18 protein-coding genes and 1 pseudogene are annotated in these 23,188 nt (G+C 72.3%); 13 read left to right on the top strand and 6 right to left on the bottom strand.

The window, feature by feature from the left end:
• Nucleotides 1–45: 45 nt before the first annotated feature.
• Nucleotides 46–519 (bottom strand): hypothetical protein, encoded by a 474-nt coding sequence (locus tag AB0G56_RS32425; RefSeq protein ID WP_360976513.1) that lies wholly within the window; start codon nt 517–519, stop codon nt 46–48.
• A gap of 281 nt (nt 520–800) precedes the next feature.
• Between AB0G56_RS32425 and AB0G56_RS32420 the strand changes: the two are divergent.
• The 3 genes and pseudogenes from AB0G56_RS32420 to AB0G56_RS32410 form a co-directional block, all read left to right on the top strand.
• Nucleotides 801–956, top strand: a pseudogene (locus tag AB0G56_RS32420) (short-chain dehydrogenase); the annotation flags it as partial.
• 372 nt (nt 957–1,328) lie between these two features.
• Nucleotides 1,329–1,724: a hypothetical protein gene (locus tag AB0G56_RS32415; protein ID WP_360976718.1), complete on the top strand. Its 396-nt coding sequence runs from the start codon at nt 1,329–1,331 to the stop codon at nt 1,722–1,724.
• A gap of 207 nt (nt 1,725–1,931) precedes the next feature.
• On the top strand, nt 1,932–2,687 hold the full coding sequence (locus AB0G56_RS32410; protein ID WP_360976510.1) for a DUF4232 domain-containing protein: 756 nt from the start codon (nt 1,932–1,934) through the stop codon (nt 2,685–2,687).
• 163 nt (nt 2,688–2,850) lie between these two features.
• Here AB0G56_RS32410 and AB0G56_RS32405 read toward each other — a convergent pair whose 3' ends face one another.
• Nucleotides 2,851–4,503, bottom strand: coding sequence for an ATP-binding cassette domain-containing protein (locus tag AB0G56_RS32405; protein ID WP_360976507.1), 1,653 nt, complete (start codon nt 4,501–4,503; stop codon nt 2,851–2,853).
• A gap of 209 nt (nt 4,504–4,712) precedes the next feature.
• Here AB0G56_RS32405 and AB0G56_RS32400 point away from each other — a divergent pair, with 209 nt between their 5' ends.
• From AB0G56_RS32400 to AB0G56_RS32360, 9 genes are all read left to right on the top strand, one after another.
• Nucleotides 4,713–4,862 (top strand): hypothetical protein, encoded by a 150-nt coding sequence (locus AB0G56_RS32400; RefSeq protein ID WP_352023053.1) that lies wholly within the window; start codon nt 4,713–4,715, stop codon nt 4,860–4,862.
• Nucleotides 4,863–4,963: 101 nt separating this feature from the next.
• Entirely contained in the window at nt 4,964–6,472 is a 1,509-nt protein-coding gene (locus AB0G56_RS32395) for an ABC transporter substrate-binding protein (RefSeq protein ID WP_360976504.1), read from the top strand.
• A complete protein-coding gene (locus AB0G56_RS32390; protein WP_360976501.1) occupies nt 6,469–7,725 on the top strand; it encodes a hypothetical protein in 1,257 nt (418 codons plus the stop codon). Before AB0G56_RS32395 ends, AB0G56_RS32390 begins: the two co-directional genes overlap by 4 nt.
• 1 nt (nt 7,726) lies before the next feature.
• Nucleotides 7,727–9,733 carry a radical SAM protein gene (locus AB0G56_RS32385; protein WP_360976498.1) on the top strand — a complete coding sequence of 669 codons (2,007 nt, stop codon included), beginning with the start codon at nt 7,727–7,729 and terminating at the stop codon, nt 9,731–9,733.
• Nucleotides 9,734–9,814: 81 nt separating this feature from the next.
• Nucleotides 9,815–10,576: a 2OG-Fe(II) oxygenase gene (locus AB0G56_RS32380; RefSeq protein WP_360976495.1), complete on the top strand. Its 762-nt coding sequence runs from the start codon at nt 9,815–9,817 to the stop codon at nt 10,574–10,576.
• A complete protein-coding gene (locus AB0G56_RS32375) occupies nt 10,492–11,604 on the top strand; it encodes a ThiF family adenylyltransferase (protein WP_360976715.1) in 1,113 nt (370 codons plus the stop codon). The genes AB0G56_RS32380 and AB0G56_RS32375 overlap by 85 nt, the downstream gene beginning before the upstream one ends.
• Nucleotides 11,586–13,163 (top strand): MFS transporter, encoded by a 1,578-nt coding sequence (locus AB0G56_RS32370; RefSeq protein WP_360976492.1) that lies wholly within the window; start codon nt 11,586–11,588, stop codon nt 13,161–13,163. Before AB0G56_RS32375 ends, AB0G56_RS32370 begins: the two co-directional genes overlap by 19 nt.
• A gap of 7 nt (nt 13,164–13,170) precedes the next feature.
• The gene (locus AB0G56_RS32365; protein ID WP_360976489.1) at nt 13,171–14,496 is read left to right on the top strand and encodes a pitrilysin family protein; all 1,326 of its coding nucleotides are present in this window, start codon (nt 13,171–13,173) and stop codon (nt 14,494–14,496) included.
• A 173-nt stretch (nt 14,497–14,669) separates the two neighbouring features.
• Complete coding sequence (locus AB0G56_RS32360) at nt 14,670–15,992, top strand: pitrilysin family protein (RefSeq protein ID WP_360976486.1); 1,323 nt, start codon at nt 14,670–14,672, stop codon at nt 15,990–15,992.
• Between the two features lie 69 nt (nt 15,993–16,061).
• Here the strand turns inward: AB0G56_RS32360 and AB0G56_RS32355 are convergent, their stop codons facing one another.
• The 3 genes from AB0G56_RS32355 to AB0G56_RS32345 form a co-directional block, all read right to left on the bottom strand.
• Nucleotides 16,062–18,248 (bottom strand): beta-L-arabinofuranosidase domain-containing protein, encoded by a 2,187-nt coding sequence (locus AB0G56_RS32355; protein WP_360976483.1) that lies wholly within the window; start codon nt 18,246–18,248, stop codon nt 16,062–16,064.
• 445 nt (nt 18,249–18,693) lie between these two features.
• Nucleotides 18,694–19,722 (bottom strand): phosphotransferase, encoded by a 1,029-nt coding sequence (locus tag AB0G56_RS32350; RefSeq protein WP_360976480.1) that lies wholly within the window; start codon nt 19,720–19,722, stop codon nt 18,694–18,696.
• A 421-nt stretch (nt 19,723–20,143) separates the two neighbouring features.
• Nucleotides 20,144–20,749 carry a TetR/AcrR family transcriptional regulator gene (locus AB0G56_RS32345; RefSeq protein WP_360976477.1) on the bottom strand — a complete coding sequence of 202 codons (606 nt, stop codon included), beginning with the start codon at nt 20,747–20,749 and terminating at the stop codon, nt 20,144–20,146.
• Nucleotides 20,750–20,860: 111 nt separating this feature from the next.
• On the opposite strand from AB0G56_RS32345, the gene AB0G56_RS32340 reads away from it, so the two are divergent.
• Complete coding sequence (locus AB0G56_RS32340) at nt 20,861–21,793, top strand: alpha/beta fold hydrolase (RefSeq protein ID WP_360976474.1); 933 nt, start codon at nt 20,861–20,863, stop codon at nt 21,791–21,793.
• Nucleotides 21,794–22,252: 459 nt separating this feature from the next.
• Here the strand turns inward: AB0G56_RS32340 and AB0G56_RS32335 are convergent, their stop codons facing one another.
• The gene (locus AB0G56_RS32335) at nt 22,253–22,720 is read right to left on the bottom strand and encodes a hypothetical protein (RefSeq protein ID WP_360976471.1); all 468 of its coding nucleotides are present in this window, start codon (nt 22,718–22,720) and stop codon (nt 22,253–22,255) included.
• Nucleotides 22,721–23,188: the final 468 nt, after the last annotated feature.

Here is a 23,188-nt window from a genome sequence, read left to right as displayed (position 1 = left end):
GACACTCAAGCCCGCCGGAGACACCTCAGGGCCGGTGGGTCCCGGTCACGGCCGTTCGGATGTGACGGCCGCGAGGACGGCGAGGGCCGCGGCGGTGCTCCAGGTGACCGCTTCGTCACGCCTCACGTCGATCTCGCCGCCGAGCCGGCTGTCGATGATCCGCAGGGCGGCTCCGACCGCCCCGATCGCGGCGACCCGGGCCTGCTGGGCGCTGACGGGCGTCGCCTCGACGCCTTGTGCGTGCCGCCCCGCCTCGACTATCGCGGCGAGGTCGTCCGTGGCCCGGGCGCGCTGCGTGGCGACGGGGCCGCCGGCGCTCTGGGCGGCGGCGACGAAGTGTCCCTTGACCGGCACGGCCAGGAGTACGTCGAGCCCGGAGGAGACCGCCCGGCGGGCGGCGAGCGCGAGTCGTGGGTCGGTGTCGGCCAGTACGGCGCGCACCGCCGAACGCACTTCGCCGGTGATTTCCTCGAACAGCGTCCCCATGAGGGTGTCGACGGGCGCGGTCCGTCGGTTCACTCTGCAGGGCGCTTGTCCCGCGACGCGGAGCGCCCGCCGCATCGCCGCACACGACCGAACCCACCGCATCGGCTCCGGCGCACCGGCCGGCCCCCGTTCGACGTCGGCCTGCACGGCTCGGGCAAGACGGCCGCCCGCGATGCCGACACCCAGGAAACCGGCGACCGCACCGCCGTCCACTGCCTCATCCCGTCGGCCGCCGCAAACGCCGACGCCCGCACCCAGCGGAACCGGCCTCGTTCCACACCGCGTCAGCACGACATCCCGGGAAGTGACCTCACATGCCACGCCGACACATCGACTTCACCGTCCCCGACCTGCACGGCAAGCGTGCCGTCGTCACCGGGGCGAGCGACGGGACGGGCCTGGGTATCGCCATCCGCCTGGCCGCCGCCGGGGCGCAGGTGCTCATGCCGGTCCGCAATCAGCGCAAGGGTGTCGGCGAAGCGCCCGCCCTGCTCAGTGGCCGCAGACCGTGGCGGGCGCGGCAGTGGTCACGCGGTTCCTGGGAGATGCGGGACAGCAGCGGGGAGAGATCGTGGCGTGGCCGGTGCCACCGGGCACGGCGCCGCCGGCATCGGGACGACGTCACCCGAACGCGGTACCGAGCGGAGCGCCTCGCGCCGACCGGGGCCGCGCAGGGCCGCCCGGGTGCATGGCCGCGGTCTGCTGCATTGGCACCACCAAGTCACCGGGGCGGGGGAACGAACCCCCGGCTGCCGGGCCCGACACCCCAACCAGGTGTGACTATCGCAGTGGATGACATGACGACTCCGCTCAGTCACCGTGCCCGGCAGGAGGACCTACAGATGACACTGATGGTGCAACCCCTTCTCGGCGTCGCCGCGGCGATCGCCATAGGCACGCCGGCCCCGCTCGGCCCCGCCGCCACCCCAGCCACCGCCCCAGCCACCGCCCCCGCCGTCGCGGGCGCACATTGCGACCGCGCCGAGCAGGACGTGTGGTACAGCGGGCCCAGCCGCAACGTGACCGCCCGGCGTTGCAGCATCCCGTCCCACAAGAAACGCTGGTACACCGTGGAGGTCGGCACTCTCGCGCGGACCTACTACTGGGGCGACACCCCGGCCGGAGGAGTCGACCGGACAAGGGCCCTGCACAACAGGACCATCAGGTGCCTCGGCTACACCACCGACACCGACACCGACACCGGCACGGTCAACTGGTTCGGCTGCCCGCCCGACTGACGCACCCGTGTCCACCAGGCCGACGATGACATCCTCGGCGGGCAGCCCGAAGAGACGTAACCCGCTTGCCGCCGGCTCGACGCCTTGGCGGACCGTCAGGTCGATGTGCCTGTGACAGAACGAAGACGTCGCGGAGGACCGCCTGTGACTCGGTGCGAGATACAAATACTTCCGACCGCACGCACCGCGCTACTCCTGGGGAACACCGTGAAGTACACCCGCATCACTGCTCTCGCCGCCATCAGCGTCGCCGCCACCCTCTCGCTCACTGCTTGCGGCGGCGACGGCTCCGGGAAGGGCTCGTCCTCGCAGAACTCCTCGTCCTCGTCTTCTTCGTCCTCGGACGGTGGCTCGCAGTCGGACGGCGGCTCGGGCTCTGGTGGCTCTGAGGCCGGTAACGCGAACTCGACCTCCAGCAACACGAACACCGGCTCCGGCAACGCGCAGTCGGGCTCCGGCAACGCGCAGTCGGGCTCCGGCAACGCGCAGTCGGGCTCCGGTGAGAACACCGAGGCCGGCGCAGGCGCCAGGAACGGCACGCAGGAGACCGGCGGCAAGATCACGTTCTGCAAGACGGAGGACCTGGCCATCGACGCCAGGGACGCCGCGCCCGACGCGAACTCCGGCAGGATCGACATCACCATGGTCAACCGGGGGTCGACCACTTGCTCGGCGACGGGCTTCGCGGGCGTCGACATCAAGGACGCCGACCACACCTCCAGCCCCATCGAGCGCGGCCATGCCCAGCCGCGTGTCACCATCCTCAAGCCCGGCGACGCCGCCGTCTTCGACCTCGCCTACGACATCGACAACACCGGCAAGAGCCTCGCGTCCCCGACCAACCTCCTGGTGACGCCCCCGAACGAGACCCACACCGTGACCCTGAAGTGGCCCGCGGGCGCGGGGGACATCAAGGGCGCCTACACCGACGTTCAGGTCTACCCCACGCACACGACCAAGTAGGGGCCGTGTGCGCCGCCGGTCCTGGTGGCCAAGTGCCGTATCCCGCCGATAACTTGCCCCTCCGGTGTGTGGCGGCCCGTGTCCGCGACGCGGCCCCCTTGCCGAGACCGGCTGCCGAACAACGCCGAAGACGGCACCGTCGCGGGGGCCGAGGCGGGCCGGCTCAGACCGGGATGCCCGGGCCCCAGTACGGGCCGTCGTGCTCGCGGACCTCGCCGTCGTCGTCGAGCACGACGAACCGGTCGAAGGTGCGGGCGAACCAGCGGTCGTGGGTGACCGCGAGGACCGTGCCCTCGAAGCGTTCGAGAGCGGCCTCCAGGGCCTCGGCGCTGTGCAGGTCCAGGTTGTCCGTGGGCTCGTCCAGCAACAGCAGTGTGGAACCCTGCAGTTCGAGCAGCAGGATCTGGAAGCGGGCCTGCTGGCCGCCGGACAGCGACTCGAAGGTCTGGTCGGCCTGGGCCTGGAGTTCGTAGCGCCGCAGCGCGGACACGGCCGCCCCGCGCTCCCGGCCGTCCCGGCCCCCGTCCCCTCGGCCCAGGATCTCCACCAGCGTGCGCCCCACGAGGTCGGGCCGCTGCTGGGTCTGTGCGAACCAGCCGGGCCTGACCCGCCCCCCGAGGCGGGCGGTGCCCGCGTGGGCGACCGGCTCGCCGTGCCGGTCCGGATCATGGAGCTGCTGGTCGCTGCCGCCGGCCGCGAGCAGCCGCAGCAGATGGGACTTGCCGGTGCCGTTGGCGCCCAGCACGGCGACCCGCTCACCGAAGAACACCTCCAGGTCGAACGGCCGGGTCAGGCCCCGCAGTTCGAGGGCCTCGCAGCGCACCGCGCGCACCGCCGTGCGGTCGCCGCGCAGCCGCATGCGGACGTTCTGCTCGACCGGGCGCTCCGGCGGCGGGCCGGCCTCCTCGAAGCGGGCCAACCGGGTCTGGGTCGCCCGGTACTTGCCCGCCATCGACGCGGAGGCCTTCGCCTGCTGCTGGAGGGTGCGGACCAGGTCCTTGAGCCGCTGGTGCTCCTCGGACCAGCGGCGGTGCAGCTCGTCGAGGCGTTCCAGGCGCGCCGTTCGGGCCTCGTGATAATCGCGGAAACCGCCGCCGTGCACCCATACGCCCCCGGCCTCCAGGGTGAGTACCCGGGTCGCGGTCGAGGCGAGCAGCTCGCGGTCGTGGCTGACGTAGAGCACGGTCTTCGGGGAGGCCGCCATGGTCTCCTCCAGTTGCCGCTTGCCCGGTACGTCGAGGTAGTTGTCCGGCTCGTCCAGCAGCAGCACCTCGGCGCTGCCCCGGAACAGGGCCTCCAGGGCGAGCCGCTTCTGCTCGCCGCCGGACAGGGTGTGCAACTCGCGGAACCGGGCCCGGTCGAAAGGCAGCCGGAGCGCGGCCTGGGTGACCAGATCCCATTCGACCTCCGCGTCGTAACCGCCGGCGTCGCCCCACGCGGAGAGCGCCTCGGCATAACGGAGCTGGACGGCCTCGCTGTCCGACTCCATCATGGCGAGTTCGGCACGTTCCATGTCCGAAAATGCACGTTGCAATTCCGGACGGGAGAGGGAGACCAGGAATTCGTGCACCGTGGTCGAATCCCGTACCGAACCGATGAACTGGGGCATCACTCCCAGCCCGCCGACCACCCGGACTGTTCCGGATTCCGGCTTCAACTCGCCCGTCACCAGGCGCAGCAGCGTCGTCTTACCCATTCCGTTGGCGCCGATCAGGGCTACCTTGTCACCGTCCCCGACGCGGAAGGACGCATCGTGAAAAAGCATCCGACCGTCGGCCAACCAGTATTCAAGACCGGATACCTCCAGAAATCCCATCGATCTCCCACCCCTCATCGGCCGGTGCGACACGTCTGAATCCGATCAATCTCTCACGGCAGCCTTGAGCGAGAGAAATTCCCGTGACACCGTCGCCACCGACCGTCCGTTCGGGGAACGTCCCGGCCGGGACGGCGACCACTGGGTGGTCGGGCGCGGGCCACCCCCGTGTCCCGGCCGTCCGTCCACTCCAAGAGAGGGGAACCACCATGGAGTCCAACGCTCAGCGTCCGGAGACCGAGGAGACCGCCGAACTGCGCCAGCAGGACACGGCCGGCACGCCGGAGCTCGAGACCGACGGTCTCGTCTTCAAGCGTGAGCTGCTCAACGAGTTCCTCGGCAACCGCGTCCGCAGCTGACCACCGGCCGCCGGGCCCCGGGACCAGGTGCGGCCCCGGGGCCCGGCGGCCCAGCCGAAACGTCCGGCGCACCGCCGGCAGCCGACCGACCGGGGGGAGTCGTGGCCGAAGTGGGCACCCAGCACGCTCGCACCGACGGGCACGACACCGTTCTCGTCGTGGACCTCGACGCCTGGCCGCTCAGCCTGGACCCCTTCCACGTCGTGGACTTCAACCAGGCCCTCGTGCTGGACGCCCTGGTCGACCCGCTCACCCGCGACCTCGCCGACGGTCCCGGTACGGCTCCGTCCGCGCTGGCCGCGCTGACCCCGGCCGACGGGGACCGGGTCTGGCTGCTGCGGCCGGCCTCCGGACAGTGCTGGGACGACGGCAGCCCGGTGCGGCCGCAGGAGATCGCCGCCGGCGTCCACCGCGCCTGGGGCCCCACCTGCCTGCCCCTGCCCGCCGCCTACGACCCCGAGGGCACCGGCTCCCCGGCCACCACCCGGGTCGTCCCCGACCCGGCCGACGGCACACCCGTCGTCGAACTGCGCTCCGCGCTGCCGCTGCCCTATCTGCCGCAGCTCCTCGCCTTCCCCGGCGCCGCGCCCGTCCGGGAGACGCCCGACGGCGGCTGGAGGGCGAGCGGCCCCTTCCGGCCGGTCCGGGCCGACCGCGCCCGGGGCCGGATCGAACTGCGCCGCAAGCCGTCGCGCCGCACCGGGCCCGGCACCCCCGAACGGCTCGCCTTCCAGGTGCACGCCGACCGTACCGACGCCTTCGCCGCCCTGGCCGACGGCCGGCTCGACCTCTCCGTCAACACCGGCCTCACTCCGGACGAGTTCACCGCGGCGGCCGCCCGCCCCGGCGCGACCGTACGCGGCCTGTCCATGGCCTGCCAGCTGTGGGTGCGCCCCGGCCTCGACAGCCCCCTCGCCACCCCGGCCGGGCGCCGCGCCTTCTCCGCCGGTTTCGACCGGCGGGCGGCGAGCGCCCTCCTCAGGCAGGCGGCCCTTCCGCTGTGGCGCTACTCGGACCTGTGGGAGCCGCCAGGGAGCGGCCGGGGCGGCGACAGCCGGCCCACCGCCTCGCGGTCACCTCGCGCCACCGGGCCGGCGCGCCGAACTCATCCTGAGCCATGCCGACTTCCCGCCCAACGCAGACGCCGCCGCCCTCGTCGCGGCGGACCTCCGCGAGCGCTTCGGCCACCCCGTACGGCTGCGCCCGCTGTCGTACGAACGCTTCGCGCGGGCCGCCGCCACGCTCGACTACGAGCTGCTGTACGGCATCAATCCGGCCCCGCTGGCCCATGTGGCGGGCTTCCTCACCGGCTTCCACAGCACCGCCGGGCAGGCCCGCGCCCTCAGGTTCGCCGAGCCGGCCGTGGACGCGGCGCTGGACCGGGCGCTGCGCGCGGCCGGAGGGCCGGCCGCGGAGCGGGCCTGGCGGGAAGCGGAGGCGACGGTGCTCGACCACGCGCCGGTGGTGCCGCTGTTCCAGGTCAACAGCGTCACCCTGACCGGACCGCGCTGCCCCGCGCCCGCCGTGGCCGCCACCGGCACCGCGCACCTGGACGACCTGACCCGTACCGCCGTGCCCGTCCGCCACCACTGAAGGGCCGTACCGTATGACGCACAGCCCGGCCACCACCGCCCCCGGCACCGACGCCTCCGCCGCTCCGGCCACCATCGCGCCTGGTGCCGACGCCTCCGTGGCTCCGGCCTCCGCCGTCCATGGTGCCGATGCCGCCGCCGCTCCGGCCTTCGGCGCCCCTGGTGCCGATGCCTCCGCGGCGGCCCCGGCCACCACCGCCCCCGGCACCGACGCCTCCGCCGCTCCGGCCACCATCGCGCCTGGTGCCGACGCCTCCGTGGCTCCGGCCTCCGCCGTCCATGGTGCCGATGCCGCCGCCGCTCCGGCCTTCGGCGCCCCTGGTGCCGATGCCTCCGCGGCGGCCCCGGCCACCACCGCCCCCGGCACCGACGCCTCCGCCGCTTCGGTCACCACCGTCCCTGGTGCCGGTGCCCCCGCGGCCCCGGCCTCCGGCGTCCCTGGTGCAGATGCCTTCGCCGCCCCGGCCACCACCGCCCCCAGCGCCGACGCCTCCGTCGGCCGCAGCGCCCCGGCGATGTCCGACCCGCCGGCCACGTCCTCCCTGCGGTCCCCCTTCCGCCCGGCCGACCGCTCCCCGGCCGAGCGCGCCGGGCTCGCCGAGCTGTTGCGCGCCACGCCCGCCCGCCCCGTCCACCTCGACGGCTTCCTGCCGGACGCGCAGGCGCGGGCCCTCGGCGAGACGGTGCGGGCCATGCCCACCTGGGAGGCCTCGGCCGTGCTGTGGGACGCGGACCGGCTCGCCACCCGCCCGGCGACCCTGGAGGAGTGGCGCGCCGCGGCTCCCGAGGAACGGGCCGCCGTGCGCGAAGTGGCCCGGGACATCCCGGCCCTGTTCGACGACGGCTCGCCCTACCCGGCCGAGCTCCGCGTCCGCCTCTCCGACTTCTTCGTCTTCGCCGGCATGGGCCCGGACCTGCGCGACCTGCTGGGCCGGTGGACGGCCCCGGGCCGGCCGCTGACCACCAACGTCGAGTTCGCGCGCTACCGGTGCGGCGACACGCTCGGGGAGCACTCCGACGCCGAGTCGGACACCCTGTTCGTCCTCAACCTGTACCTGGATCCCGCCTACCGGGCGGGAGACGGCGGCGTCCTCGGTTTCCGGGACGAGGAGGGCCGCGAGCACCTGATGCCGCCCCGCTTCAACAGCCTGTCCGTGATGCCGATCCGGCCCGGCTGCGTGCACTGGGTCACCCCCTGGCGGGCCGACCGCGTCGGACGCCACACGGTCAGCATCGCCGCCGTTCCCGCGACCCCCGGTGAGGTGAAGTGACATGGCACCCGGCATCGAGACCGGCCCCGCGGCGCCCGCCGAAACCCTGCCCGGGGCCGCCGGGCCCGGCGCGGCGGCTGCGGGCGGCGGCTCCGTCGTCCTGGCCTTCCCCCCGCTGGTCGAGTCCAGCTTCGGCCGCTACTTCCCCTCGACCGCCGTCCTCGCCGGCTTCCTGCAGAGCCGCAAGGTCCGCACCCACCAGTGGGACCTCAACGAGGAGTTCGCCCTGCACCTGCTCGACCCCGGCCACCTGACCGAGGCGGGCGCGGGCCGGCTCGTCGGCCTGGAAGGCTGCTACCCCGAGGAGATGAGCGCCGTGGCGGGCCGCTGGCTCGCCCGCCACCACGACGCCCTCTTCGACGAGCACGGCCGGCACACCTTCGCCGCCGAGTCCGGCCCGGCGTTCCTGCTGTCCGCGCTGGCGCAGCCGTACCTGATCGACCCGGAGGCCGAGTGGCTGACCGACCCGGCGCTGCTGCGCTCGGACCGGACGCTGGTCTACCGCGCGTACTACGCCTCGCTGGGGCTGGCCGCCCGGCTGCCCGCGAACGCCCGGCTCCTGGGCGTCTCCGTTCCCATGGGCCCCCAGCTGGTGCCCGCGCTGCTGCTCGCCGAGGCCGTCAAGCGGGTCCGGCCCGAGATACGGACCGTGCTCGGCGGCCCGACGCTCTCCCTGATGAACGAGGACGACCTCGCCCGTCTGCTCGACGTCCACCGTCAGGTCGACGCTGTCGTCCGCTTCGACGGCGAGGCACCGCTGCTCGCCCTGTACCGGCAGGCCGACAGCGGCGACTGGCAGCCGACCGCGGTCGCGGGAGTCTGCGCCCTCGCCGACGGAGTGGCCGTGCACACCCCGCCCGCGGCGGGGCTCCACCCCAACGCGCTGCCCGCCGCCTCGTACGACCCCGCGCTGATGGCCCGGCTCGTCGGACCCGAGATAGGCATCGTCCAGGCTCGCGGCTGCTACTGGGGCAAGTGCGACTACTGCGACTTCGTCGAGCTGTACGACGGCTCCCCGCCGTACCGGGGGCGCTCCGTGCAGAGCTTCATGGCCGAGCTGGAGCACCAGGTCGGCACTCATGGGGTACGCCGCTTCGAACTGATCACCGAGTCCATCCCGCCGGCGTTCGCCCGCCGCTTCTCCCAGGCGGTCCTCGACCGCGGCCTGGACATCACCTGGAACTCCTTCGCCATGGTGGACCGGCGCTTCGACGCCGAACTGCTCCGGCTGATGGTCCGGGCCGGCTGCGAGTACCTCGTCATCGGCATGGAGACCACCAGCACCCGCGTGCTGAAACTGGTCCACAAGTCCGCCGACCGCGAGGAGAACCTCCGCTTCGTCCGCGAGGCGCACCAGGCCGGCATGAAGCTGCGGATCAACCTGATCCCCGACCTGCCCTCCACCACCCTGCAGGAGGCGATGGAGTCCCTGCGGGACGTGGCCGAACTCGCCGACTGCGTCGAGTCCTTCACCGTCTTCCCGTTCGAGGCGACCCGTTCCTCCGAAGTGGGCCGTCATCCCGAGCGTTTCGGCCTGGTCGTCGCAGACAGCCGCAACGGGCTCGCCAACCAGGCGCAGTACGCGCTCAACCACCTCGGCAACATCGACCCGGCCATGACCCGCGAGCAACGCGCCGGCGTCCACCGCGCCTACCAGGACTTCGCGGTCGGCCACGGCTCCGCCCCCATGCGCCGCACCGGGGCCGAGTTCCTCGACCGGCCACCTGGCGAGATGGAGGCGTTCCGGCTGGGTGTCGAGTCCCTGGACGTCCTTCCGCGCGGTGACGAGCTGGTCGTCACCCACGTCCTGCGCCGCGAGCGCACCGTCCTGCCCGCCGCGGTGGCCAAGGGGCTCGCCCCCTGGCTGGACGGGACACCACTGACCCGCCGCGACCTGACGGACGTCTACGGCACCGCCGGCGGCACCACGGTCCTGCGGCAGCTCGTCGAGGCCCGGATGCTGGTCGCCGTCGCCGCCACAGGACGCCCGGAGCCGGCCTTGGCATGACTCCGCGTCCCGCCCGCCCGGCCCGCACCGCCGCGGCCGGGGCGCCCACCTGCCCCGCCCACCCCACCCGTGAGGAGAACCATGTCCAGCACCACGACACGGCCCACGCCGCCGGTCCCGCCTGCCCTCCGCGGCGCCGCCCCCTACGTCGCGCCGCAGTACCTCACCGAGTCCACGGTCGAGCTGCTGCGCGACTGGTACCACCACGGGAAACCGTCCCGGCCCCTGCACCTGCGGGACTTCCTGCGCCCCGAGTTCGCCACACACCTCGCCGCCGCGATGCGCGCCATCCCCACGTGGTCGCGGCACGCCGCCAAGTACGAAGGGCGCCTGGGCAAGACCGAGTTCTGGGACGAAGCCGTCGACGAGCAGGACGAGGTCACCATCGCCCAGTTCGTCGTCAAGGACATCCACGCCCTGCTCGACGAGGGCGCCATGGACCCCACGCACCAGCGCACCCTGCAGGAGTTCTTCGTCTTCTCCGTGCTCTCCGACGCGCTGCGCGACTGGATCTCCTCCGGCACCGGCCTCGTCCTGCGCAAGCACACCACCATGGAGCTGGCCGCCTACCGCCGCTCCGACGCGCTCGGCGCCCACCAGGACCTGGTTCCCGGCCGGGTACTCGCGGTCAACTTCTACCTCGACGAGCAGTACACCCCCGAGGCCGGCGGACGGCTCGCCTTCCGCAACGGCGAGGACAAGGAGTTCTTCGTCGAACCCCTCTTCAACAGCGTCTCCCTGATGCCCATCCGGGAGGACTGCTGGCACTGGGTCGAGCCCTTCACCCGGGACGCCGTCGGCCGCTACACCATCGCCATGGGGCAGCACCTGGAGGGGAGCTGAACACCGTACGCCTGCTGCCCGCCGTCGCCGTCCACGAGACCCCGGACGAGACACTGCTGACCCTCGGCCCCCGGCTGCTGCGCATCCAAGGAGCCCGGCCGGGCCTGCGCGAAGCGCTGCGGCGGCTGCGGGAAGGCACCACGCGGGAGGCGCTCGGGGCGGCCTGGCGCCCCGGCGCGGCCACCGCGCTCCTCGCCGAGCTGCGCACACTGGGCTGGGTCACGGCCGAACCGGCCACGACAGCAACGGACTTCGCCGACGAGCCCTACGAACGGCAGGTCGACTACCTCGGCCTGTTCACCCCGGACACCGGCGCGGCGCAGCACCGGCTGTTCACCGCCCGGATCGGGGTGATCGGCCTGGGTGGCATCGGCGGCATCGTCGCCCAGCACCTGGCGGCGTCCGGCGTGGGACGGTTCTGGCTCGTCGACGACGACCGTGTCGCCCTGCACAACCTCAATCGGCAGTTCACGTACACGCGTTCCGACCTCGGGCGGCCCAAGACCGAGGCGCTGGCCGGCTACCTCGGAACGATCCGGGCCGGGGCCGAGATCGTCGGCGTGCGAAGGCGGATCCTCACGACCGGTGACCTCGCCGCGTCGCTCCCCGAGGACCTCGACCTGGTGGTCGTGGCCGCCGACACCCCGCCCGGGCTGCCCGGCGTGGTCGCCGAGTGGGCCGCCGGCACGGGTACGCCGACGGCGACGGGCGCGGTCGGCGTCGGTGTCGGCCTGTGGGGCCCGTTGGTCGATCCGGCCCGGGGCGGCTGCTGGACCTGTTCCGAACGCGCCAGGCGCGCCACGCTCACCGACCGTGAACGCGAGGTCGAGGACCGCTCCACCGAACCCGCCCCCTTTTCCTTCGGCCCTGCCAATACAGTGGTCGCCGCCATGCTCGCGCATGACATCGTCGAGTTCCTGTGCAGCGGAACGTGCCCCACCGTGGGCCGGCGGGCGGCCCTCGACTTCACCAGGCAGCAGATCACCCACAGCGAAGAGAGCACGTGCACGTGTCCGACGACCTCATGACGGATCAGCAGCAGGTACCGGAACAGCAGGCGGCCGGGAGGCCGGCCCCGCAAAAACCGTCCGGCGAGAATCGGTCCGCCGGGAATCCGTCCGTCGAGAAACCGGCCGGCGGGAAACGGCCCCGGGAGAAGCAGAAGAAGGCCCCGTTCCGGGGCACCGGCTTCCTGCGCCTGTGGACCGGCGAGACCCTGTCCCTCGCCGGCACCGAGATCACCTTCATGGCGATCGGCATCACCGCCGTGACCACCCTCGCGGCCACTCCGTGGCAGATGGGCGTCCTGGAGGCCGCCGAATCCGCCGCGGTGCTGCTGCTCGGACTGTCGGCGGGTGTCTGGGCGGACCGGTACGAGCGGCGCGCCCTCATGCTCGTGTCCAACGTGGCCCGGGGACTGCTGCTCTTCGCGATCCCACTGCTCTTCTGGCTCGACGCGCTCACCATCCCGGTCCTGTACGGGGTCGTCTTCCTGGTCGGCGCCTTCACCCTGCTCTTCGACAGCGCCATGTCGGCCTACCTGCCCCGGCTGCTGCCACGCGGACAACTGGAACGCGCCAACTCGTGGATGGAGGCCAGCACCTCCGTCGGCACCGTCGCCGGACCGGGTCTGGCCGGTCTGCTCATCCAGGTCATGAGCGCGCCCGTCGCCCTGGTCGTGGACTGCTTCTCCTACCTGATCAGCTGCTTCACACTGGCCGGCCTGCCCAAGGCCCCGCCGTCCGCGGACCCGGCGGCCGACGACGAGCGCACGGCGGACGGCGCGAACGGGGCCGAAGCCGAGGGCGCCCCGGGCGAAGGTGCCGGTCCCGGGGCGGGGGAGAAGAGGGAGTCGCACCGCAAGGCCGTACTCAAGGGCCTGCGCCTGCTGCGTGACGACCGCATCCAGCGCCCGATGATCCTCGCCGCCACCCACTTCAACATCTTCCACGCGATGTTCTTCGCGGTGCACACCCTCTTCGTGCTCCGCGTCCTCGGCTTCAGCCCGGGCCTGCTCGGCGCCACCAGCATGGCGGGCGGTGTCGCCGGCCTGCTCGGCGCGTCCTGCACCCCCTTCCTCACCCGGCTGCTCGGCCAGGGCCGGGCCCTCGTCCTGGCATACGCCGCCCCCGGCGTCTCGGCGGTCCTCGTCCCGCTCGCCCAGCAGTGGGACAACCGTCCGCTCGCCGTCGTCCTGGTGTCGGCCTCCACCTTCACCTGGACCTTCGCGGTCGTGGTCAACCTGGTCATCAGCGAGACGGTGAAGCAGAGCCTGGTCCCCGACCACCTGCTCGGCCGCGTCACCGCCACCACCCGCTTCGTCAGCTGGGGCTGCCAGCCGGTGGGCGCGCTGCTCGGCGGCTGGCTCGGCGGACGCTTCGGGCTGGCCGAGGTCATGTACGTGTCGGCGGCCGGCCTCCTCACGTCGGCGCTGTGGCCACTGCTCAGCCCGGTCCGTTCGCTACAGGGCACCGAGGGCGAGGACGGCGAGGACGGCGAGGAGCAAGAGGTGGACGGCCGGCCGGCCGGGGCGGCCCCCGTCGGCGACGAGCCGAGTCCGAAGACCCCGCCGCCCACCGAGCCGTAGGAGCGCCGTGCCCGTCCTCAACCCCGTCCGCCACACCCTCTCCAACGGTCTGCGGGTGGTCGTCTCCCAGGACCCCACCGTGCCGGTGGCCGCGATCTGCCTCTGGTACCGGGTGGGTTCCTGTGACGAGCCGCGCGGCCGGACCGGTCTCGCGCACCTCTTCGAGCACCTGATGTTCCAGGGCTCCACGCATGTGCCCGCAGGCGGACACACCGCCGCGGTCGAGGACGCGGGCGGGCACACGAACGCCGCCACCGGCTTCGAACGCACGGCCTTCCACAGCGTCGTACCGGCCGGCCGCCTGGAACTCATCCTCTGGCTGGAGGCCGACCGCATGGGGGGCCTGCTCGACGCGCTGACCGCCGGGAGCCTGGCCACCCAGCGGGACGTGGTGCTGAACGAGCGCCGCGAGCGCTACGACAACGTCCCCTACGGGACCGGCTGGGAGCAGTTGGTCGCCATGTCCTTCCCGGCCGGGCACCCCTTCCGTGCCTTGCCGGCCGGCAGCCCCGAGGACCTGCGGGCGGTCACCCTCGACGACTGCCGCGCCTTCTTCGGCCGCCACTACACCCCCAACCGGGCGATCCTGTCCGTGGTCGGCGACGTCTCACCGGAGGCGGTCATCGACCTGGCCGAGCGCCACTTCGGGCACATCCCGCCCTCCGGAGCCCGGACCGCCCTCGTCGCCCCCCTGACGCGAACCGTCGCGCCGGACGCCCCCACCGAACCGGCCGAGGCGCGGCGGCACGTGGTGGAGTCGGTGCCCGGGCCGGCCTTCATGGCGGCGTACCAGCTCCCCGCGTACGGCGAACCGGGGCACGCGGCCGCCGACCTGGCCCTGACTCTCCTCGGCGGCATGAGCAGCCGGGGCCTGCACGACCGGCTGGTGCGGCGCGACCAGCTCGCCCACACGGCGCGCGCGTCACTGATGCCGCTGCGGCAGGCCCCGTCCCTCGGCCGGCTCAACGTGCGGGCTCCGGCCGGGACCCGTCTCGCCGACGTGGAGCGCGCGGTGGACGCGGAGATCGAGCGGCTCGCCGGCGCAGGGGTCACCGAGGAGGCCCTGGAGGGGGCCCGGGCCCAGATCCGGAGGGACTGGCACGACCGGCTCGGCCACCCGGCCGGCCGGGCCGACGAACTCTGCGCCCAGGAGGCGTACTTCGGTGACGCCGCCCGCTGCGACCGGCATCTGGCGAGCGTCCTCGACGTCGGCGCCGAGGAGGTCGGCGCGGCGGCCGCCGGTCTGCTCGCCCCGGCGCGCCGCGCGGTCCTCACCTACGAGCCCGCGCGGGAGACGGCTCGCTCCCCAGCGGGACACGGCTCCCCAGGGTGACGTGGCCGGCCCCGGAAGGTTCCGCCCGGCCCCGCAGCCCACCGTGTCATCACCGATCCCCTGCCCGCCGGTCCTTCGCGAAGGGTCCCCGCATGACTGCGTCCGTCTCAGCCTCCCCGCCCCACCCGCCCGGTACGGGCCGTCGTCCCGCCGCAGCGCGGCCGAAGCGGCCGGTGCCGGTTCCTGTCGAGCCGTGGCTCTTCCCCGCGCTGCACGAGGACATGCTGGCGAACGGCGTGACCCTGCTGACGTGCGACCGCCCCGGTCAGGAGGTGCTGAGCGCCGAGATCGTGGTGGCGGCACCGCTCGCCCTCGAACCCCGTGACCTGGAGGGCGTCCTGGGCATCACCACCAGCGCCCTCGTCGAAGGTGTACCGGACCTCAGCTCGCTCGACTTCATCCGGGAGCTGGAGAACTGTGGCGCGACCCTCGGGGTCGGCGCCGAGCACGCGGGCCTGCGGATCACCCTGGACGTGCCCGTGCCCCACCTGGCCCGCGCGCTGTCCCTGCTGGTCCGCGCCCTGCGCGAACCGCTGCTCCCGGCCGCCTCGGTGGACCGGCTGGTCCGCTCACGCGTGCACAGCCTGGACCGTCTCCGGGCGGACCCGGAGCGCCTGGCCGCCCTGGAACTGCACAGCGCAGTCTTCGACCCCTCGGACCGGCGCAGCCGTCCCGCGCGCGGCACGCAGGAGACGGTCCGCCGGATCGACCGGGAGGCGGTCGTCGCCTGCCACCGCCGCTTCCTGCGCCCCGCCGTCACCACGGTGATCGTCGCCGGCGACCTGTCCGGGAACGGCACCGAGGCGACGCTGCGGCGGGTCCTGTCCGCATGGGAGGGCGAGCCCGGCACGCCGCCCACGCCGCCCGCCCCGCCCGTACGGGACGAGCCGGCGGTGATCGTCGTCGACCGGCCCGGGGCCGTCCAGACCCGACTGGTCCTCGGCCGGGCCGCGACCGCCCGCACGGCGCCGGGCTGGGACGCGCTGCTCATCGGGAACCACAGCCTCGGCGGCTCGGTCAACGCCCGCCTCGACCGGGAACTGCGGGAGGCCAAGGGGTACACGTACGGCTTCCACAGCCGACTGCTCGCAGTCGTGCAGCATTCGCTCGCGGTGGTGACCGGTGCGGTGGAGACGTCGGTGACAGGTGACGCGCTCGGTGACGTCCGGCGCATCCTGCGGGAGGTGGCCGAGCACGGGATCAGCGCGCGGGAGCGGTCGGCAGCGGTCGCGCAGATCGTGGACGCCGCGCCGCTGCGCTATCTGACGGCCTCCGCCGTCGCGGACGAGATCGCCGTGCTGGTGCTGGACGGGCGGGCGCCGGCCACGCTGCCGGGCGCGTTCCGGCGGGCCGCGGCCGTCACCGTGGAGGAGGCGTCGACGGCCCTGCGGGAGGCGTTCGCGCCCGACCGGCTGGTGACGGTGGCGGTCGGCGACGCCTCGCGGATCGGCGAGGCCGTCCGGGAAGCGGCGGGATCGCCGCCCCGCGCCGTCTGACGGCGGAGACGACGCCGATCTGGTTCAACGGACCTCCCTCTGACTCCACCGGGCCGGCAGTCAGACTGTTCAAGAGGGGAGATGCGCTCGGGCTGCCGCTGCGATCAGGGTGCCGCACTGACGCCCCGTCAACTCTCCGCTCGCCTTCCTCGCAGCGGCGACCCGGGTGACCGCCTGCACCAGACCGCCTCTGTTCTGGAACGGCCCCCGGTCCCAGACCTCGTCGAGGAACGTCAGACCGCCCGCCCCGGGCCGGTTCTCGACTCCGGTGGCGGTGTCCCCGAAGACGATCTCGGGTTCGGCGCGCCTGAAGTACATGTGGTAGTGGTCGGTGTCGTCGAGGTAGAAGGGCACCAGGGTCAGGCCGTCGACGGTGAACGTCATGGGCTCTGCGGTGGGGCGGATGACCCGGCGCAGGTCGCGGCTGAGGGGGTAGTCCCGGTACAGGGTCAGGTTCTGGTACTCCGTGGCGGAACTGCGGATCACCAGGGGCACCGGGCCGTAGGCGAGGGTCTGGGTGGCGGGGTCGTCCAGGGCGCGTTCGATGCGCAGCGTGAACGGCGCGGCGATCTCCACGCGGTCCCCGGTTCGCCATGTCCGCTTCAGTGAGACGTAGCCGCCCGGCGTGGCATCGACGCGCTGCCGTACTCCGTTGACCCGGACGGTGAAGCCGCGCTCGGCCCAGTAGGGCACCCGCAGTCTCAGGTCGAGGCGCCCGCCGCCGGTCACGGTCAGGGTGCTGGTGCCGGCCGGGTCGGTCGGGTAGCGGGTGGACTGGGTGATGGTCAGTGCGCGCTCCGGCCAGTTCAGCGTGGACGGCAGATAGAGGTTCACGTAGAGGGTGGAGCCGTCGGTGGAGCTGAAGTAGACGGAGTCCTGGAACTTCGCGTGTGTCTCCAGGCCGGTGCCGCCGCAGCAGGTGCCAAGGTTGCCGTACTCGCGCTGAGCCCCCGGATTCACCGGCACGAAGTATGTCAGCAGGGGGTCGGTGTCGCTGGAGGTGTTCTCACGCGAGGCGAGGAGCTGGCCGTACAGGGCCCGCTCGTAGTACTGCATGTACTTCGGGTCCGCGGTATGGAAGAACAGGCTGCGGCTCAGCTTGAGCATGTTGTAGACGCAGCAGGTCTCGGCGTTGTCCTGCTGGATGGTCGCGGCGATGACGTCCCGCGCGCCGAACATCTCCCCCGAGCCCGCCATACCGCCGTCGACGTACGTGCGGTGCGGCACCACCATGTCCCAGAAGTTCTCGGCCGCGGTGAAGTACTGCTTCTCCCCGGTCTGTTCGTAGATCTCCAGGTAGCCCTGGTACTGGGGGATGTGCTGGTTGGCGTGTTCACCGTCGAGGGTGTCCCGGTTCGCCACCGCGGCCTCGAACAGGTAGGTGTTGTCGAAGCACTTGGCGGTCGTCAGGTACTTCTCCTCGCCGGTGAGGGCGTACAGATCCGCCATGACCACGGGCATCGCGTTGTACTCGCCGGCGATGTAGATCTTCCACATCCGGTCGAGCTGGGTTCTCGGCAGATGACCGAGTCTGCTGTACGCCCAGTCGCCCATCCCCAGCACGATGCCGAGTGCCTCCTCGTTGCCCGCGTGCTGGTAGGCGTCGAGCAGCCCGCGCATGATCATGTGGCAGGTGTACCAGGGAGCCCAGATCCTGGGGTAGGTCGCGTACTGCTCCAGCAGGATGTACTGCGTCTCCGGATACGCGGCCAGGTAGCCGGCGCGGCTCGGCGCCCCGGGATCGTCCGTGCCGACCAGCGTGGCCAGGGCGTTCTGGCACTCGCCGAGTGCGGTGACCATGTAGTCGGCCTTCTCCTTGTAGGCCTGCTCGCCGGTGCCGGCGTACGCCAGGCTGAGGGCGCTGAGGAAGTGTCCGGCGTAGTGGCCCCTGAGGTTGCCGTCGGCGGTCTCCCAGCCGCCGGGCGGCTCGGCCCCGCGGGTGTCCAGCCCGGCGTTGGTGCGGAAGACGGCGAGCATGCGGTCGGCTGGGTAGGCGTGAAGGAAGTTCAGTACGCGGTCGCGGTTGTCGGTGAACAGGCTCGGACCGAGCGTCACTCGGGCGTTGTCGAACGGCTTGACGACCCAGGACGAGGGCGTTGCAACGGCGGGTGCCCGTGGGATGCCGGCCTTCGAGTCCGCGCCCGCCGTCCCGGCCGTCGCTGCTCCGGCCGCCGCCGGGAACATTGTCTGGAACGCCGGTATGGCGGTGGCGAGCGCGGTGAGCCGCAGAAGGTCACGGCGTGGAAGTTGGGACATGGCGGTCTCCTCTGTGATGCCAAAAAGCCACGAATGACCGGTGTGACGCTGCGGGCCACGAATGACCGGTGTGAAGCTTCAGGGAGTCATGGACGGGCGAGGGTCACCGAATTGCGGCCGGAGTGGACCGTGACCTGCGAAACGCGCATGTGGTGCGGAGGCGTGGCGGAAAGGAGCGGACTGAGGCGCCGTTGGACTCACCCCGGCGCCTGGGGAAGGAGTGGCTCTTCACGCTTGTTCGAGATATCGAATGCTGTTCGAAGTTCTGCCTGACAGTATGGGAGCCTTTCCTGGGCTGTCAATGGGAGCGGAGCCCGTGCGATCACTCCGCTCTGCCGTCCTGACCACGGACCAGGGCGAAGGGCCGGGCCTCATTCTCGGGTGAGGGCATGTCCGCGACTGCGGTTCGGAATCTCGCGCGGCCGGGCTGCCGGGCGGAAGGCCTCTACGGCCGTCGCAAGGGCAGCGGCCGAAGAGCGGGCCAGCGGGTGAGCATGCTCTCGCGCATGGCCGCGGCGAGCCTTCCGAGATCCTTCAGCTCACCGCTCCCGGCGGTCATCTGACTGACGACCCGGAGACGGTGCACCAGCCGCTGACGAGCAGTCGCGGTGCCCCATTTCCAGTCGCGGTCCGGAATCTCGCCCAAGTGGTCGACGGTCCCGCGCTGGGCTCGCTGCACCAAGGCGTCGCCCCGTAGAAGCCAGCCGGCACACGCGTCCGTGAGATCGCCCTGGACCTCGGTGCCACTCGCGTCCCGCCATGCCGTGCGGTACGCGGTCTCGGCTGCGTTCAGCACGTCGGGGGCGGGAGCGGTGGCGCACCAGCAGGTCGGGAAGCCGATGCGCAGGTAGGCGAGTTCCACGAGCCCGTTGCCCGCCGCGGCCTGCTCGAAGTCGACGAACCGTACACCGTTGCTGGTGTGGATGTCGTTGCCGGGACAGGGGTCGCCGTGCAGCAGGGCATGGCCCTGTGCACGGGACAGGCGGTTCACCAGGCCGTCCACGTCGGTTCGAGCGCCGGCCGGCATCACCACGCCGAGCGTCCGGGCAAGCCGGAGGAAAGAGTCGGCATCCTCCTGGGTCGGGCCCGACCAGGTCGGGAGAGTGCCCGCGGCGTCAGCGCCTGCGGCGGCGTGGAGCCGGGCCAACGCCGCCGCGTAGTCCACCAGCCAGTCGTCGCGCGGCGCCTGATGGGCCAAGTACTCCAGGACCAGCACCCGTTCGCCTGCGTCGGCGCCCAGGAGCATCGGCACCACGGGCGGGTCGACCCTGGACGCGAGCTGCAGGGCGGCCACCTCGCGGGCGTATCTCTCGGCTGCTTGCGGACCGTCGATGAGCTGCTTGACCACGACTGGTGCGCCCGACAGCTCGGCTCGCCATACTCGTGATCGCGGGCTGCTGCCCAACCTGCGGGCTCGTCGGGGCGAACCCAGCTCAGCCCGGAGCTTCTCCCCCCATGGCAGTCGTGACCACACGGGCCCATCCTTCCACGTGTGGAACACAGCCGGCGGAGCAAGTCGGAGGACCGGCCAGTCCACGCCGCTGCTGGGGCAGGTGCCGGGGAGATCCCGCTCATGCGGTGGCAAGGGCTCAGCGGCGCTCGGTGAGCCGGCCGCGTTCACTCAAGTCTCGCGACCTGGGCCGGAGGTGCTTCCTTCCGATCCGGCAGCGAGTGGGCCGCGCCCTCGTCCTGGAGGGCGAGCAAGCAGCCGCCGACGTCGCCTCGCCGAGGACCTGCCCCTGCGTCCGGCGGCCTGCTCCGGAGCGCTTTCTGACGCAGGACGACGGCAGGCGGGATGCGGCGCCGCCCACTACGGAGCTTGCCCGGCGCCCTCGGGTGGATGGTGTCCGTGGCCCCGTCGCGGCGCGCCGAGGTCATGCCGGCGTCGCGGGGTCTTACTCGGCCGTGAAGATCCGGTCGAGGTGGTGGCGCAGTACTCCCATGGCCGACTCCGGTGTCCGCTGGCCTACGAGGATGCTGGTCCCCATGGCCGCGGTCATGGCGAGAAGGCTGATCGCCTCCGTGCGCGGGTCGATGTCGCGGTCCGTCAGCCCGGCCTCACGCGCCTGCCGGAGCAAGCCGGCCAAGGCGTTCTCGGCGGCGTCGGGCTGGTCGACGAAGGGCTGGGCGGCGAGTGCCTTGTCGGTCACGGAAAGGATCGCGTACGAGGTGTAGAGGAGATGGAAGGTGCGGCTCTCCTCGTCGGTCGGGAGCGAGGCCAGGAGCAGCGCCTCGACGGTCGCGCGGGGGCCCGGAACCCGCCCGGTGGCGCGAAGGCGGGCGTCAACGCGTGCGGTGAAGTGGGCGGTCAGGTGCTGGAGGCCGTAGAAGAGCAGTTTCTCCTTGGTCTGGAAGTAGTACTGCACCAGCCGGAGGGACACCCCGGCCTCGGCTGCCACGTCCCGCATGCCGACCGCGTGCAGCCCACGCCGTCCCGCCACGCGGATGAGCGCTTCGGCGATCTGGGCGCGCCGCTCGTCGTGGTCCACGCGCTTTGGCATGAGTGGTGTCTCCGCCCGTCAGTGGTGAGTCTCGACAGTTTTATGGTACCGCCGTATCAATATCGTGGTACGGTCGTATCACGAAGAATGGATCTCCCAGAGGGGCTGTCGGTGCCTGAGACCACCACCCGGAACCGCCCGCGCCGCGACGTCGGCCGCTATGTGAACGACGCCCTGCGCGACCGCTGCTTCGCCGCCTGCGACGCCCTGTACGCCAAGGGCGCACCCGTCCGGTTCGAGACGGACGTGGAGACGAGTTTCGCCACCACACATGTCTACCGGTACGGCCCCGCGGACCCCGCTGCCGAGTCCCGCACGCCGGTCGTCCTGATCCACGGTGCCGGAGGCTGCTCCGCTCAGTGGTACCCCAACACTCGGGGGCTCAGTGCCGAACGCCCCGTCTACGCGCTCGACACCCCCGGCGACCCCGGACGCAGCGTCCAGCGCGAACCGATGTGGCAGCCCGAACGTGCGGCCCAGTGGCTCGACGAGGCACTCGACGCACTCGGCCTCGACCACGTCCACCTCGTCGGTTCCTCCTACGGCGGCTGGCTGGCACTCAATCAGGCGCACCGCAGGCCGAGCAGGCTCGCCTCGGTCACCCTGCTCGACCCCGGCGGCCTGGAGAAGGTGGGTCTGCGCTTCTTCGCCTGGATCTTCATCAGCCTCTTCGCGACCTTCGCCCCCAAGGCGCTGCGCCCACGCCTCGCCGCCTGGCTGGAACAGCCGGTGCTCGTCGTTCCAGAACTGCGCGCGATGGTCAGGGCGAGCGTCCGTGCCTTCCGGATACGTCGTCCCGCGCCTCTGCCGCTGACCGAGGCGGAACTGCGCACCATCCGCACCCCGCTCCACCTCGTCCTCGGCAAGCGCAGCCTGCTTGTGCACCCCGAGCGCCAACTGGAGCGGGTGCCGCGCTTGATCCCCGGGGCCCGCGCCGAGATCGTCGCCGGCACCGGCCACGGCCCCGCAATCGACCACCCGGACCTGCTCGACGCCAAGATGCTGAGCTTCATGGATGACGCCGACTCTCGGAACCGACCGTGAGCGTCGATGAAGCTGATCTCGGGGTGGACGCACACGTATCCGTCCGGGCAGTCGATCCCTGCCCGTACCGGCCACCGGCCCGGTCGCGGGGGAGACCGAGGCGCGCGCGGCCGAGCCGAGGACGGCGAGGGAGGTGACGAAGCCGGCACGCACGGGGCCGGCTGTCACCCTTGGGGAGGGCCGATCGCACCCTCGGGCGCACCCGCCACTCGCGCGCGTGCCTCAAAAGCCCCGCCGTCACCCCAGCGGAAGGGACGCTCCATGCGGGGCCCGGCGCTGCTGCAGAGGGAGAAGGCGCCCGCTGTCGGTGGATGTCTCGCCGTGGCGGTGTTCGACGTCCGGCCGGACCGCGTGCCGGTCAAGGATGCCGTCGGCCCGGTGGGGTCCGGCTGCCCGGCGCTGGACGACGTCCTCGTGGATCACGGGTGCCGGGCCCAGGGGGCTGTGCTTGTCGTGGAGTCACAGGGCCCGGCTGAGTTCCGTGCTGTTGTACGGGATGGGGCTCGGGGTGGGGCGGTAACGGTGACTGAAGTCGAGGGGGATGTCCAGTGCGAGGAAGTTCTTGCCGTCCGTCGTCCGTGCGCGCAGGTGGATGCGGTGTCTGGCGACCGGGACTGTTCTGGGGATGTACAGGTCCCATGTCTGTTGCCAGGGTCCGGCGGGCGGGTGGGGGTTGCCGGAAAGGTTCGTACCCATGTGCGTGAGCAGGTCGGGCAGCGGGTAGGTCCTGTCGAGCATTTTCACCGGGCCGATCTTCATGATCACGGTGCAGGTGACCTGGGTGAGGTCGACGGTTTCCTTGAGCAGGCTGCTCATGGTCCAGCGAAGCGGGCGGCCAAGACGTGGGTAGGAGGGGGTCAGGGTGATGTCGAGGATTTTCAGGACGTAGGTGTCGTCGCTGGCGTCCTCCACGAGGCGGATGTTCATGTCACTCGTCCCGTAGCGTTTGCGGGTGGAGAAGGTGCCGTGTGGTCGTGCGCGCCGTCGCGCCCGGAGGTGCGGGCCGCGGCATGCGGGGGAGTGGCCGGGGGGTGCGGCTCGCGCTCTGGTCACCTGTTCGGGTGTATCCCGGTCGCCGGTGGCGCGTGGTGGCCGCTGCCCGGGCCGGCGCGTCAACGGGGCGTGCTGGGGCAGGAGTCGGTGGTGAATGAGCCGGTAGGGCCAGGGGAGCGCCGCCGGTGCGGGGCGCGGGGCCTGTGGGCGGCGTTTAGTATGGCGTGACAGGTGCGTGGGCTGTCGGGGTGACGGTCTGGTGCGGGTGTCCCGGTGGGATGCTCCCGGGTTGTTGCCCAGATGAGAACCCCGGCCCGATTACGGCGGGCCGGGGTTCTCCGTCCTGCGGCGTGGTGCGTGTGGTGCGGTGGTGGGGCTGTTTTCAGAAGTCGCCCTTGTCGC

It is taken from the genome of Streptomyces sp. NPDC021356, assembly GCF_040641015.1.
Taxonomy (GTDB): Bacteria; Actinomycetota; Actinomycetes; order Streptomycetales; family Streptomycetaceae; genus Streptomyces.
The sequence above is the reverse complement of the archived record's forward strand: the minus strand, read 5'-3'. Positions and strand labels throughout refer to the sequence as shown.

Bases quoted from the DNA above. Each gene is read 5' to 3' on its own strand.
- AB0G56_RS32415 (WP_360976718.1), top strand. From the start codon at position 1,329: ATGACACTGATGGTGCAACCCCTTCTCGGCGTCGCCGCGGCGATCGCC.
- AB0G56_RS32405 (WP_360976507.1), bottom strand. From the start codon at position 4,503: ATGGGATTTCTGGAGGTATCCGGTCTTGAATACTGGTTGGCCGACGGT.
- AB0G56_RS32400 (WP_352023053.1), top strand. From the start codon at position 4,713: ATGGAGTCCAACGCTCAGCGTCCGGAGACCGAGGAGACCGCCGAACTG.
- AB0G56_RS32390 (WP_360976501.1), top strand. From the start codon at position 6,469: ATGACGCACAGCCCGGCCACCACCGCCCCCGGCACCGACGCCTCCGCC.
- AB0G56_RS32385 (WP_360976498.1), top strand. From the start codon at position 7,727: ATGGCACCCGGCATCGAGACCGGCCCCGCGGCGCCCGCCGAAACCCTG.
- AB0G56_RS32380 (WP_360976495.1), top strand. From the start codon at position 9,815: ATGTCCAGCACCACGACACGGCCCACGCCGCCGGTCCCGCCTGCCCTC.
- AB0G56_RS32355 (WP_360976483.1), bottom strand. From the start codon at position 18,248: ATGTCCCAACTTCCACGCCGTGACCTTCTGCGGCTCACCGCGCTCGCC.
- AB0G56_RS32345 (WP_360976477.1), bottom strand. From the start codon at position 20,749: ATGCCAAAGCGCGTGGACCACGACGAGCGGCGCGCCCAGATCGCCGAA.
- AB0G56_RS32335 (WP_360976471.1), bottom strand. From the start codon at position 22,720: ATGAACATCCGCCTCGTGGAGGACGCCAGCGACGACACCTACGTCCTG.